Source organism: Exiguobacterium sp. s129 (assembly GCF_018617585.1).
In the GTDB taxonomy this organism is placed as follows: Bacteria; Bacillota; Bacilli; order Exiguobacteriales; family Exiguobacteriaceae; genus Exiguobacterium; species Exiguobacterium aestuarii_A.
This window is the reverse complement of sequence record NZ_JACSKL010000007.1, coordinates 130006-142517: the sequence shown is the minus strand read 5'-3', so window position 1 is coordinate 142517 and position 12512 is coordinate 130006. Positions and strand designations below refer to the sequence as shown.

The following is a 12512-nucleotide window of genomic DNA, read 5'->3' as shown; positions in this document are numbered from 1 at the left end:
AGCCCCCTCCGAGATGAGATTTCCCTTTGAGCAATCAAGAAAGACCCCTCAGAGACGATGAGGTAGATAGGTCATGGGTGGAAGCGTGGCGACACGTGGAGCTGAATGATACTAATCGGTCGAGGCTTTGATCTAGTCTATGGTTTGTGTTGATGAATCCTCAGTTTTGAGAGAACAATCTCTCTAAAACATGTTGACATTATCGATAAATAATGTTAATATAATACTTGTCTGGTGGCGATAGCGAGACGGCCACACCCGTTCCCATGCCGAACACGGAAGTTAAGCGTCTCAGCGCCGAAAGTAGTTGGGGGATCTCCCCCTGTGAGGATAGGACGTTGCCAGGCAAGGTCGTTCCGCAATAGCTCAGTGGTAGAGCAACCGGCTGTTAACCGGTAGGTCGTAGGTTCAAATCCTACTTGCGGAGCCACTTTCTCTTTTGGAGAGCTGTCCGAGTGGCCGAAGGAGCACGATTGGAATTCGTGTAGGCGGCAAAACCGTCTCAAGGGTTCGAATCCCTTGCTCTCCGCCAGTTTTTCAAAAATCAAACATGGCCCGTTGGTCAAGCGGTTAAGACACCGCCCTTTCACGGCGGTAACACGGGTTCGAATCCCGTACGGGTCACCATTTAATTTTATATCGTCGCGGGGTGGAGCAGTCTGGTAGCTCGTCGGGCTCATAACCCGAAGGTCGTCGGTTCAAATCCGGCCCCCGCAATTAATGTCCGGTCTCGTGGTGTAGGGGTTAACATGCCTGCCTGTCACGCAGGAGATCGCGGGTTCGAATCCCGTCGAGACCGCCATTTTTATTTTTAGAAAATCAAGACTACATATGGCTTTGTAGCTCAGTTGGTAGAGCAAAGGACTGAAAATCCTTGTGTCGGCGGTTCGATTCCGTCCAAAGCCACCATATGTGGGGGGGTAGCGAAGTGGCTAAACGCGGCGGACTGTAAATCCGCTCCCTCGGGTTCGGCGGTTCGAATCCGCCCCCCCCCACCACTTAGGGGCATAGTTTAGCGGTAGAACTACGGTCTCCAAAACCGTCAGCGCGGGTTCGATTCCTGCTGCCCCTGTTTTAATTTAATCATGGCGATTGTGGCGAAGTGGTTAACGCACCGGATTGTGATTCCGGCATTCGAGGGTTCAATTCCCTTCAGTCGCCCCATTATTATTGGGCTGTAGCCAAGTGGTAAGGCATCGGATTTTGATTCCGACATGCGAAGGTTCGATCCCTTCCAGCCCAGCCATTTTGCGGAAGTAGTTCAGTGGTAGAATACGACCTTGCCAAGGTCGGGGTCGCGGGTTCGAATCCCGTCTTCCGCTCCAATGACTTTTTGGCGCCATAGCCAAGTGGTAAGGCAGAGGACTGCAACTCCTCTATCGTCGGTTCGATTCCGACTGGCGCCTCCAACATAATATGCCGGTGTGGCGGAATTGGTAGACGCGCACGACTCAAAATCGTGTTCCTCTGGAGTGTCGGTTCGACTCCGACCACCGGTATCCGTATGACTCTAACTGAGGTTAGGGTCTTTTTTGTATATAAAAAAGTACCGAGGTGATGTAGATATGACAGAGGAGCAACGACACGTTGATTGTGGCAATGACTTTTCTTTCTTGCTATCCCGATCATGTATACGTGATTCGAATGTTTGACTGGATGATCAATAAAAAGTGAGATTTCTAATTGTTTCACCTGAGCAGGAACTTTTCGACTTGTAATTGAATAGAAAAGTAAAGAGGTGAGTAAAATCAATCAAAAAGAAATCGCAGAACGATTCATCCGATTTGCTGACAATGAATGTGTAGGATCTAGTCGATTGTATGAAGTATTAGCTAGAGAAACAGCTCAAAGTGAATGGCTTTTATCATTATGTGAAGAGATACCTGAAGGACAACCAGCCCCGAACTTATTATTTGCAGCCGTTCATGAGTTGGTACTCCAACACCAATCCGATGAACTGGCTACATATTATCCGAGCGCGACGAAGAATCCGAAACAACCTGAGAATGCCTTTCCATCTTTTTTAGTATTTTGTCATACATACGAAGATGAGATTCGGAATCGATTGATGACTCGTCGTGTGCAAACGAACGAGATTCAACGGTGCTCTTACTTGTATCCAATCTTTTCAATGATTCAACAACAGACAAAGCGACCACTCGGTTTACTCGAAATCGGAACGAGTGCGGGTCTTCAACTATTTGTTGATCAATATGCCTATGTATATAATGATGTTCCACTTCATCCGACAAATACATCGTCTGTAACCATTTCAGCGACCGTTGAATCGAAGGAGCCCATTCACCTCGAGACTACGGTACCGTTCAAAATCGGGACACGCCTCGGCGTCGATTTGAATGTGATTGATTTGACGGACGAAGCAGAACTATCATGGTTGAATGCATTGATTTGGCCGGAACATGACACGCGCCGTCAAATGCTTGATGCTGCCATGCAAGACGTCAATTTTGACAAGGTGACGCTTATTGAAGGAGATGGCGTAACATTATTGCATGAACTCGCTATGCGTGTACCGGACACAGAGACGCTATGTATTTTCCATACGCACGTTGCGAATCAAATGCCGCGTCCTGTCAAAGAAGAGCTTTTAGAACAAATAAAGCGAATCGGACACCAGCGAGACGTCTTCCACATTTACAATAACGTTCAAGATCGTTTTCTCCATGTCGACATGTATCAATCAGGACGATTGATGGAGTTGACATATGCCGAGACAGAAGGGCATGGACGAACATTTCGTGTAATCAGACCACTTGAATCGTTATTTGTACAGGCATAATGTTAGTGATTAAGGTATATTGAAATATTTTTTTCAGTGATTTTAGAAAAACTTACGAATACTTGTTGACAGTTTAATGGTATAGGTGTATATTAACTGTAGTCGCTTGAACGACAACAATATTTCATGCGGGTGTAGTTTAATGGTAAAACCTCAGCCTTCCAAGCTGATGACGAGAGTTCGATTCTCTTCACCCGCTTCATATCTCTCTGCCGAGTGGCGGAGAGATTTTTTGTATGCGAAAATATATAAAGGAGGTGAACGGAATGGACCCATACACATTAAAACAACAAATTCTCGAGTATGCCGAAACCATCGGGATTGACGAGTTGAAAGTGACGACGGCTGATCCGTTCATCGTCATGAAACAGCGACTCATTCGACAGCAAGAGAAAGGGTTTGCCTCTGGGTTTGAAGAGCCCGACCTAGAGAAGCGTACAAACCCGGAACTCTTACTTGAAGAAGCCCAGTCGATCATTGCGATTGCGATTGCCTACCCAAGTAAGTTGAAGCAGGCACCCCGTAGTGTCGCTGGAGAGAGACGAGGGCTATTTGCCAGAGCCTCATGGGGGCTGGATTATCATCGCGCCGTCGGCAATCGATTAGAGCAGCTTCAAGCGTACATTGAAGAGCTGGTTCCTGGAGTGCGTACGCGCTCGATGGTCGACACTGGTGAGCTCGTAGACCGGGCCGTCGCCGAACGGGCAGGGATCGGCTTCAGCGGAAAAAACTGCTCCATCATCTCACCTGAGAAGGGATCGTACTTATATTTGGGGGAAATGATTTTAGACGTTTACTTGCCACCGGATGAAGCGATTGAAGATGGATGTGGCGACTGTGATAAGTGTATGACGGCATGTCCAACAACGGCCCTTGTGGAACCAGGTGTACTGGATGCGAAACGTTGCATTGCCTATTTGACACAAATGAAAACGTTGATGCCACGAGAGTTTCGTTCGAAACTTGGAGGACGCTTATACGGATGTGATACGTGCCAGCAAGTTTGCCCGTATAATCGTAAAAAGGATTGGCGTCACCACGAAGAATTGTTACCGGAAGCAGAAATCGTCAAACCGCTGTTAGAGCCGCTCTTGACATTGAGTAACCGAGAGTTTAAACAAAAGTTTGGGCATTTATCAGGTGCGTGGCGCGGGAAGAAACCAATCCAGCGAAATGCAATTTTGGCGCTCGCGCACTACCGGGAACCATCTGCGATTCCGATTTTACGTGAATTCATCCGAAACGATGAACGAGAGGACATGCGAGCGACTGCGGTATGGGCGATCGGTGCAATTCTTGGTCCTGATGCCGAATCGATTTTTGAAGAAATTGAACGTAAAGAAGTGTCTGACATGGTACATGAAGAAATTCGTATCTATCGAGAGGAGTGGACACATGAAGATCGTGTCGTCTAAATGGGGACCGTTAGCGTATGAATTAAACGCAGCGGGCAAACTGACAGCTCTTGAGTTCACCACACATGAACCGTCAGAAGAAGCCCCTGACTGGTTACAACATCTCATGATGCGCGTCGAGCAGCATGGATTCCATGAATCAGATCGTGCCTACATCGAAATGAAGGAAACACCATTTCAACAGGAAGTATGGGATGCGTTGTTGACGATTCCATACGGTGAGACACGGACATATAAACAACTTGCAGAACAAATCGGTCGACCGAAAGCTGTTCGTGCCGTCGGCCAAGCACTCAACCGAAACCCGTTACCGATTTTATTTCCGTGTCATCGGGTGATTGGAAGCAGTGGGAAGCTTGTCGGCTTTGCAGGAGGGTTGTCTGAAAAGCAACGCCTACTTGAATTTGAAATGAAAAAGTGAGGGAAATGAACTATGGCGATTCATGTCGTAATGTTTCAACCAGAAATACCAGCAAATACAGGGAACGTCTCACGTACGTGTGCGGCGACAAACTCGGTTCTCCATTTGATTCGTCCGCTCGGTTTCTCGACAGACGATAAAATGTTGAAGCGTGCAGGGTTAGATTATTGGCAGTTTGTCGATGTACGCTATCATGATTCGTTAGAAGAATTGTGGGAGAAGCAGCCGGACGGACAATTCTTTTATATCACGAAGTACGGGGAACAATATCCGAGTGATTTAGATGTTTCGGACGTAGAAGGCGACTATTTCTTTGTGTTCGGTCGTGAAACGAAAGGATTACCGATGGAAGTCATCGAGAACAACTTAGACCGTTGTATCCGTCTTCCACAATCGAACCTCGTCCGTTCATTGAACGTGTCGAATACAGCTGCCATCATTGTATATGAGGCCCTACGCCAACAAGGATATGCAGGATTGAAATAAAAAAAGAGCCGGATTCGTAAGAATCCCGGCTCTTATTCGTTACCCTCAGGTTTACGGTTATATCCAGCTGTCAAAATCGCTGCGAGGAAGACGACGCTGATTCCAACCATCAATAATAGGCCCATCCAAAAATCCCCCTTTTAATCTCCATAACTATAAATAGTATAATATACTTGGTAGTAGAATTGCACTGAATATAAGAAATTACTGTGAAATTGGAGAAGGAACATGAAAACGAATGTGTACTTACTGAGCTATGCACCACTCATCGGAATTATTTTGTTTTCCATGTCACTTGCGATTGCGACGTCCGAGTATGTGATCCAGTGGCTGAATCAAATTGGCGTATATAGTGAAATCATCGAACTGTTATCCGTGCAAGAAACGAAAGTATTCGTACTCGTCGTGTTCTTCACCATCTTCTTTATGTTGTTTAGTGCACTCAAACTGGTGGCCGATACTTTCAATCAACTCGGCTTCGCTTTTTTTGCGCGAGAAACAAACGGGACGTCACTCCATCGACTTAAACCTGGGGCGATTATCTTCCTCATCGGTTCTGGGATCAGTTTTCTGTTTCTGAATACATTACTTGCCGTCATGGCCGTCCTCGTCTGTACGTTATTGATGTATCTCTTTTACTACGTCTGGCAAGTGAGTCAATCGATGTCCGTTCCCCGTGCAATCGGCTTGTTGCTCATGCAAGGGGTCATGTGGGCGACATTGATCAGTGGATTAGGGTGGTCGATTCTGCGACTGTTTAACTCTGTCGGAGACATCATCTTATGAGAGAGAAATTTGAGCCGACGTTTGATGAAATAGAAGCGTGGTGTCAGACGTTTGTTCCAAAAGAAACGTTGTACTGGATCGATTCTACTTTCTTTGATGATTTGCCGAGTAGTGCCCTCATTTTACCGAGAGAAGAGTTTTCTCGTCACCCAGCTTATAAAAATCCGCATCTTTCGAATGCCTATCTGACATGGATGATGGGGGAAGGCGTCACACATGTTGTCAATGCCCCTTCAAACGCGGTTGATGGTTTACGTCAGGACGTCAAGTCGCGTCTTCTTGAATATCAGGTGACGACGAATCGTGGGCTTGTGTTATCTTTTACGGTTGAGCAGCGGAATGAGGTATCCGATGACGCGATTGTGGAGAAGGACGGGGAAACTTTCATCGTCTTAGACGAGTCGAACTGGAAAAAGCTTTCGACAGAAACCCGTCATTCGCTTATCTATCGCTATGCGAAAGAATGGGATACGTGGGAAGGGGAACGATGTGATGAACGGACACCAGCACATCTCGTTACATATGCGAACACATTTCCGATATATGAAGGGAGTAACTGTCTGGCAGCGACGTTATTCGCAGCTACACAACATGAGTGGATGATTCACCAGTGGATTCATCCGGAGACGTTTCTACAAACGATTCAGCAGAGCGGTTTTGAAACGGTGACGGATGCTGTTCCGGAATCTGGTGACGTCCTTACTTTTTGGAACGAACAAGAGCAACTCGTTCACGCCAGCTACTGTGTTCGTGAAAACCTATATTTCAACAAGCACGGTCAAGTTCGGTTCAACCCATGGAAACTGATTGATTATGAGGAATTACTGAAGCATTGGCGAAGCTATCGCATGCGAATCGAACGCAGCGTGTAAGGCATCAAAAAAAGAGTCAGCTGATGAAAATCGGCTGACTCTTTTTGGTTAATGTGCCTTTGTCCAGATAATTGCCGGGTAAGCACGGTTAGCGAGTTCGGGGAACGGACGTGGCGTGTCGGCCCCGAGCCAAATCGCGGTGATCGTTTGATCTGTAAGTCCGACGTACCACATATCTTTATTTTCATTCGTTGTCCCTGTCTTTCCTCCGAGATATTCGTAATCACCTTTCACCTGATTGGCATAACGTCCCGTTCCGTAAGTCGTGACGGTCGTTAAAGCCTTCTTCATCACATTCATGGTATCGGGAGACCAGACTGCCTCTTCGGTCAGGATAGGCGTCAATGCGGGTTCATTCGTTTTAAATGTGATTTGTTTGATCGTATGACCGGATGTATAGACGCCTTTGTTTAAGAATGGTGTGTAGGCGGCCGCAAGTTCTTTCGGAGAGACCCCTTGTGTGAGACCACCGAGCGCGCTCGCTAAGTTCTCGTCCTGTTCATCCCATTGACTGAACATCATATCGGCCCTCTCATAGGCTCGTGGCTGATCAACGACAGAGAAAGCAGCCAAAGCTGGCGTGTTGTAGGAATAGGCGACTGCATCTTTCAATAACACATCTCCTAACACGCGGTCATGGCTATTACCCGGACAATAGGAACCGTAGCAAGCTGGTCGTCCATCGAGAACCGTATCAAGCGTCGCTCCCGTCTCTTCGATGAATGGGGCGAACACGAGAATCGGTTTGATTGCGGAACCCGGTTGACGGTAGGCTTGGGTTGCGCGGTTGAACTCACCGACTTGCGTCATTTCTGAATCGACCATCGCCACGATTCGTCCTTGTGGTGTCAGTTCCGTATATCCTCCGTTTAACCCGGATGGCAACTGACTCATCACTTGCTTCGCTTTCGTCTGTTTGGCCGTCGACAGATACGTCTCGATTGTCGCTTCGTGCGTCGATAAATAGTCTCTTGCTTCGGCATCATCCAAGTCATACCGTGAACGTACTAACTGAATCGCTTCGCGTACGACCGTATCCATATAGTCTGGATATTGAATCGTTTGACTTCGGTATGCGGCTTGAAGTTTCACACCATGATATTGATCATAGGCGCTTTTTGAGATGACGCCCGCTTCGAATAGTTGTGTCAAAATCCGATCTTTTCGCTCGAAATAAGCATCTGACGGATTGAGCGGATCATAGAGTGACGGGTTGTTCGGTACCGTCAACAAATAGGCGAGTTGGTTCCAGTTTAAATCGGCGAGCGGTCTCGAAAAGTATGTATCGGCCGCAGATTGAATGCCATATACATTATGTCCGAAGAAAATGACATTGCTATATGCAGTTAAAATTTCTTTCTTGCTATAATTTTCTTCTAATGCTCGTGCAATCAATAATTCTTTCACTTTTCGTTCATATGTCCGTTCGTGAGTTAAGTAAACATTTCGCGCGAGCTGTTGGGTGATCGTGCTTCCACCTTGCACAGATGTCTCGTTCGCGTTATTAATAAATGCCCGGGCAATCCCGCTTAAATCATAGCCGGGATGGGCGTTGAATTTTCGGTCTTCAATGATCATGATGGCTTCTTGAATGTGTTCAGGTAATGCTTTTGGGGAGACATCATTACGGCGACCTGCCAAGTAAATCTGCTGTTCGCCACCATTGTATGCGAGCGTGATCGCATGCTTCGACGAGAGTGGTTGTTCTGATACCAGCTCTTGTCCCCAAGATAAAATTTCATCTGTCTTTTCGATTTCTTCTTTCAATGCATTCGCGAGCGTCAAAGAAGTCGCTAATAGTCCTGCAAAAAACAAGATTCCAATCCAAGCTCTCATCGTTTCACCTCTTTCTACTCATTATATCGTCCAATTTACAAAAAAATAAAAATGTAAACGTTATCATATAATAATTCGAGAAGGAATACTTTAGGAAAGAGCGAAAAAGGGTAAAAGAGGTTGTATATTACGATTTTTGAGGAGGCTTATTATTTATGAAGCAAGAAATGGTTGCGATGCTCCTTGCGGGAGGAGAAGGAAAACGATTGGGGCCTCTCACGCGAAAAACGGCGAAGCCTGCCGTTCATTTTGGCGGAAAGTACCGAATCATCGATTTCCCATTGTCAAACTGCACGAACTCGGGAATTACAACAGTCGGGGTGTTGACACAATACGAGCCACTTGAATTGAATCGTTACTTAGGAATTGGGACGGCATGGGATTTAGATCGTCGTAACGGGGGCTTAGCCATTCTCCCACCTTACCAAGCACAGTCGGGGAAAAATTGGTACGAAGGGACAGCGAACGCGATCTATCGTAACTTGAGCTACATCGATGATTACGATCCGGATTACGTTTTGATCCTATCAGGAGACCACATCTACAAGATGGACTACGAGAAGATGCTCGAAGCCCACAAAGAAAAACAAGCCGATGTGACGATCTCTGTCATGGAAGTGCCGTGGGACGAAGCGTCACGTTTCGGGATCTTGAACACGGCGGATGACCTTCGCATCAATGAGTTTGAAGAGAAACCTGAAGATCCAAAGAGTAACTTGGCGTCGATGGGGATTTATATCTTCAACTGGAGCGTCTTGCGCGAGCATTTGATTAAAGATGCGGAAGACGAAACATCAAGCTTTGACTTCGGAAAGAACATCATTCCAAACACGCTTCTCCAAGGGCTAGATGTTTTTGCCTATAAGTTCAAAGGTTACTGGAAAGATGTTGGGACGATTCAATCGCTTTGGGAAGCGAATATGGATCTTCTTGAGGAAGAACCACCATTCGATTTGTACGATCCAAACTGGAAAATCTATTCGGTAAATCCGAATCAGACGCCGCAATATATCGGTAAAGATGCCTGCGTCGAACAGTCTGTGATCAATGAAGGGTGTCATATCGAAGGGGAAGTACAACATTCGGTTCTATTCTATGACGTTCGTGTCGGCGAAGGATCGCTCGTGAAAGACTCGGTCATCATGCCGGGGGCTAGAATCGGGAAGGATGTAACAATTCACAGAGCCATTGTCGCAAGCTGTGCAGTCATTGAAAACGGCGCGACAGTCGGTGAGCCGGGTGGTGAAATCGTTGTTATTGAACCACACGAAAACATTGAAAGCGGCACCGTCTTCAAACAACGAGTTTGATTCGAGTAAAGAGACACGCAAGGAGGCGTTACTGTTGACGAACGATTTATTAGGGGTCATTAACTTAGGCACGGAGCAAGGTCTATTTCCAGAATTTACAGGTCATCGTAATTTGGCATCAGTCCCATTCTCGGGACGTTATCGTCTAATTGATTTCACGTTGACGAATATGATTACACAAAACATCAGTCAAGTGGGGATCTTCACGTTAGACAAGTACCGCTCGTTGATGGACCATCTCGGATCAGGAAAAGAATGGGACTTGGACCGTTCACAGGGAGGGCTGCACATTTTCCCACCTGCCTTAAAACCTGACGGGGAAGCGTATCTCGGTGACTTAGCTAACTTCTCGATGCACCGTGAACATTTCATTCGCAGCAAACAGCCGTACGTCGTCATTACGGGATCGAATGTGTTGACGACAATCGATTACAACGACATGCTCGAACACCACAAGTCGATGGGAGCAGACATCACACTTGCCTATACAACGCATGAACAGAAGTGTGGCTACTGTCGCCCGATTCGCCTTGGTGAGAATGATCGCGTCGTCGGTGTTTCAGAACGTGGTTTTTCACCGGATGATGAATATGCGTTCACAGAAACAATCATCATGTCGAAAAATCTATTCATGCGCCTTGTCGACGAAGCGACGTCTAAAGGAGAATATGACTTGTTAGACGGTGTCATCCGTCCACAGCTCCATCGGTTGCATGTGCACGGATACCATTATGTCGGTAAAATGCAGGCTATTCATTCCGTACTTTCGTACTATAACGAGAGCATGCGACTGCTTCGTGGAGAAGGAATCATCTATGACTTCCCACACATCTATACGAAGATCAAGCATGAACCACCGACTCGCTATTTGAAAGGGTCGAAAGTGAACGAAGCGCTCGTTGCGAACGGGTGTAAGATTCATGGTGAAGTTCAAAACAGTATTCTCTTCCGTGGTGTTCAAGTGAGTAAGCACGCACGCGTGAAAAACTCAATCATTTCGTCGAAGTCGATTATTGAAGAAGGCGCTGTCGTCGAAAATGCGATTCTTGATAAAGAAGTCGTCGTAAAACGGGGGCAAGTCATCCGAGGTACAATCGACGAACCGATTGTCATCGCGAAACGAACAGTGGTGTGAGGAGGATTTTATGAAAATTTGGTATGTTGCTTCAGAAGCGGCACCGTTCATGAAAACGGGGGGGCTCGCCGACGTTGTCGGTTCGCTCCCTCAAGCAGTGGCGGATTTAGGAGAAGAAGTGAGTGTCGTCATGCCGAAATATGGCTCGATTGCTGCTGAATATGTGGAAGAGATGGAGTATTTATTCGACCTCATCGTTCCGGTCGGTTGGCGGAAGCAATTCGGCGCGGTCTTGAAATTAGAGCGAGATGGCATCACGTATTACTTCATCGATAACGAATACTACTTTAAACGTGACGGTGTCTTATACGGACACTTTGATGATGCGGAACGATTCGCATTCTTCTCACGGGCAGTCCTTGAGATGATTGGGAAAATGGAAGAAGTGCCTGATGTTCTTCATTGTCACGACTGGCAGACCGGCATTTTACCGGCCTTTCTACGAATTCACTATCAACATATTGAAGCGTATCAACACATTCGTACGGTTTATACCATCCATAACCTGCAGTACCAAGGGATTTTCCCGGAAGAGATTCTTGGAGAACTATTACAATTCGGTCATGAGCATTTTACGGCCGAAGGGATTCAACATAACGGTCTCGTCAACTATATGAAAGCTGGAATTGTGCATTCCGATCAAATCACGACCGTCAGCCCATCTTATCGGGACGAAATCATGGAACCGTATTATGGGGAAGGCTTAGACGGGGCATTACGTCATCGCGCGGTTGACGTTCGAGGGATTTTAAACGGAATCGATTTGGCGACGAACGATCCAAACACAGATGCGCGAATCGAACAGACGTATAACCTCGATACGTATAAAGAAGGAAAGCTTGCGAATAAACGAGCGTTACAAGAACGACTTGGTCTAGAAGTCCGAGATGACGTCATGCTCATCGGGTTCGTCAGCCGTCTCGTTGACCAAAAAGGGCTCGATTTAATTAATGGTGTATTTGAAGAACTCGGCCAACTGCCATGCCAATTTGCATTCCTTGGTTCAGGACAACCAGAATATGAAGGAATCGTTCACGAAATGACAGCAACACATCCAGGAAAAGTGGGCTCTTATATCGGTTTTGACATCGAACTCGCTCACTTGATTTATGCTGGATCGGATGCTTTTTTAATGCCGTCACGTTTTGAGCCTTGTGGACTCAGTCAATTGATTTCCATGCGCTACGGAACATTGCCGATTGTCCGTGAGACAGGTGGACTTCGTGACACGGTGAAGCCGTATAACGAATTCACGCAAGAAGGGACCGGATTCGGGTTCATGAACTACAATGCCCATGAGATGCTGGCAACGATTGAAAAAGCGATTCGTGTCTTCTATGAGAAAGAAAATTGGCATGCCCTCGTCCATCAGGCGATGACCGCGGACTTTAGCTGGAAACAATCCGCCAAGCAATATCGTGAGTTATATCATTTATTCGCATGAGTGGAAG

10 protein-coding genes, 14 tRNA genes and 2 rRNA genes are annotated in these 12512 nt (G+C 46.6%); 25 read left to right on the top strand and 1 reads right to left on the bottom strand.

Annotation, left to right across the window (positions count from 1 at the left end):
• From KNO92_RS09990 to KNO92_RS09885, 22 genes are all read left to right on the top strand, one after another.
• Window positions 1-135 (top strand): 23S ribosomal RNA (locus KNO92_RS09990); the annotation flags it as partial.
• A 95-nt stretch (window positions 136-230) separates the two neighbouring features.
• Window positions 231-347 (top strand): 5S ribosomal RNA (gene rrf / locus KNO92_RS09985).
• An 8-nt stretch (window positions 348-355) separates the two neighbouring features.
• A tRNA-Asn gene (locus tag KNO92_RS09980) sits at window positions 356-430 on the top strand.
• An 11-nt stretch (window positions 431-441) separates the two neighbouring features.
• A tRNA-Ser gene (locus tag KNO92_RS09975) sits at window positions 442-532 on the top strand.
• A gap of 20 nt (window positions 533-552) precedes the next feature.
• Window positions 553-627: transfer RNA gene (locus KNO92_RS09970), tRNA-Glu, on the top strand.
• A 16-nt stretch (window positions 628-643) separates the two neighbouring features.
• Window positions 644-717: transfer RNA gene (locus tag KNO92_RS09965), tRNA-Met, on the top strand.
• A gap of 9 nt (window positions 718-726) precedes the next feature.
• Window positions 727-802: transfer RNA gene (locus KNO92_RS09960), tRNA-Asp, on the top strand.
• 31 nt (window positions 803-833) lie between these two features.
• Window positions 834-909, top strand: a tRNA-Phe gene (locus KNO92_RS09955).
• 5 nt (window positions 910-914) lie between these two features.
• Window positions 915-998: transfer RNA gene (locus tag KNO92_RS09950), tRNA-Tyr, on the top strand.
• Window positions 999-1001: 3 nt separating this feature from the next.
• A tRNA-Trp gene (locus tag KNO92_RS09945) sits at window positions 1002-1072 on the top strand.
• Window positions 1073-1088: 16 nt separating this feature from the next.
• A tRNA-His gene (locus KNO92_RS09940) sits at window positions 1089-1164 on the top strand.
• 7 nt (window positions 1165-1171) lie between these two features.
• Window positions 1172-1246: transfer RNA gene (locus KNO92_RS09935), tRNA-Gln, on the top strand.
• 4 nt (window positions 1247-1250) lie between these two features.
• Window positions 1251-1325, top strand: a tRNA-Gly gene (locus KNO92_RS09930).
• Window positions 1326-1335: 10 nt separating this feature from the next.
• Window positions 1336-1409, top strand: a tRNA-Cys gene (locus KNO92_RS09925).
• 9 nt (window positions 1410-1418) lie between these two features.
• Window positions 1419-1499: transfer RNA gene (locus tag KNO92_RS09920), tRNA-Leu, on the top strand.
• A gap of 239 nt (window positions 1500-1738) precedes the next feature.
• Window positions 1739-2800, top strand: a complete 1062-nt coding sequence (locus KNO92_RS09915; protein ID WP_353047400.1) for a DUF2332 domain-containing protein — start codon at window positions 1739-1741, stop codon at window positions 2798-2800.
• 128 nt (window positions 2801-2928) lie between these two features.
• Window positions 2929-2999 (top strand) — tRNA-Gly (locus KNO92_RS09910).
• Between the two features lie 67 nt (window positions 3000-3066).
• The gene (gene queG / locus KNO92_RS09905) at window positions 3067-4215 is read left to right on the top strand and encodes a tRNA epoxyqueuosine(34) reductase QueG (protein WP_214696266.1); all 1149 of its coding nucleotides are present in this window, start codon (window positions 3067-3069) and stop codon (window positions 4213-4215) included.
• Window positions 4196-4636: a methylated-DNA--[protein]-cysteine S-methyltransferase gene (locus KNO92_RS09900; RefSeq protein WP_214761133.1), complete on the top strand. Its 441-nt coding sequence runs from the start codon at window positions 4196-4198 to the stop codon at window positions 4634-4636. Before queG ends, KNO92_RS09900 begins: the two co-directional genes overlap by 20 nt.
• Window positions 4637-4648: 12 nt before the next feature.
• Window positions 4649-5122 carry a tRNA (uridine(34)/cytosine(34)/5-carboxymethylaminomethyluridine(34)-2'-O)-methyltransferase TrmL gene (gene trmL, locus KNO92_RS09895; protein WP_214696256.1) on the top strand — a complete coding sequence of 158 codons (474 nt, stop codon included), beginning with the start codon at window positions 4649-4651 and terminating at the stop codon, window positions 5120-5122.
• 228 nt (window positions 5123-5350) lie between these two features.
• Window positions 5351-5908: a DUF5366 family protein gene (locus KNO92_RS09890; protein WP_074032604.1), complete on the top strand. Its 558-nt coding sequence runs from the start codon at window positions 5351-5353 to the stop codon at window positions 5906-5908.
• On the top strand, window positions 5905-6780 hold the full coding sequence (locus KNO92_RS09885) for a hypothetical protein (protein ID WP_214761131.1): 876 nt from the start codon (window positions 5905-5907) through the stop codon (window positions 6778-6780). The genes KNO92_RS09890 and KNO92_RS09885 overlap by 4 nt, the downstream gene beginning before the upstream one ends.
• 48 nt (window positions 6781-6828) lie before the next feature.
• Here KNO92_RS09885 and KNO92_RS09880 read toward each other — a convergent pair whose 3' ends face one another.
• Window positions 6829-8616: a transglycosylase domain-containing protein gene (locus KNO92_RS09880; protein WP_214761129.1), complete on the bottom strand. Its 1788-nt coding sequence runs from the start codon at window positions 8614-8616 to the stop codon at window positions 6829-6831.
• A gap of 155 nt (window positions 8617-8771) precedes the next feature.
• Between KNO92_RS09880 and KNO92_RS09875 the strand changes: the two genes are divergently transcribed.
• Genes KNO92_RS09875 through glgA form a run of 3 tightly spaced genes read left to right on the top strand, consistent with a single transcriptional unit; the run spans window position 8772 to window position 12505 of the window.
• A complete protein-coding gene (locus tag KNO92_RS09875) occupies window positions 8772-9926 on the top strand; it encodes a glucose-1-phosphate adenylyltransferase (protein ID WP_214761125.1) in 1155 nt (384 codons plus the stop codon).
• A complete protein-coding gene (glgD, locus tag KNO92_RS09870) occupies window positions 9868-11061 on the top strand; it encodes a glucose-1-phosphate adenylyltransferase subunit GlgD (RefSeq protein WP_251126995.1) in 1194 nt (397 codons plus the stop codon). The genes KNO92_RS09875 and glgD overlap by 59 nt, the downstream gene beginning before the upstream one ends.
• Before the next feature lie 10 nt (window positions 11062-11071).
• Window positions 11072-12505 (top strand): glycogen synthase GlgA, encoded by a 1434-nt coding sequence (gene glgA, locus KNO92_RS09865; RefSeq protein WP_214761123.1) that lies wholly within the window; start codon window positions 11072-11074, stop codon window positions 12503-12505.
• Window positions 12506-12512: the final 7 nt, after the last annotated feature.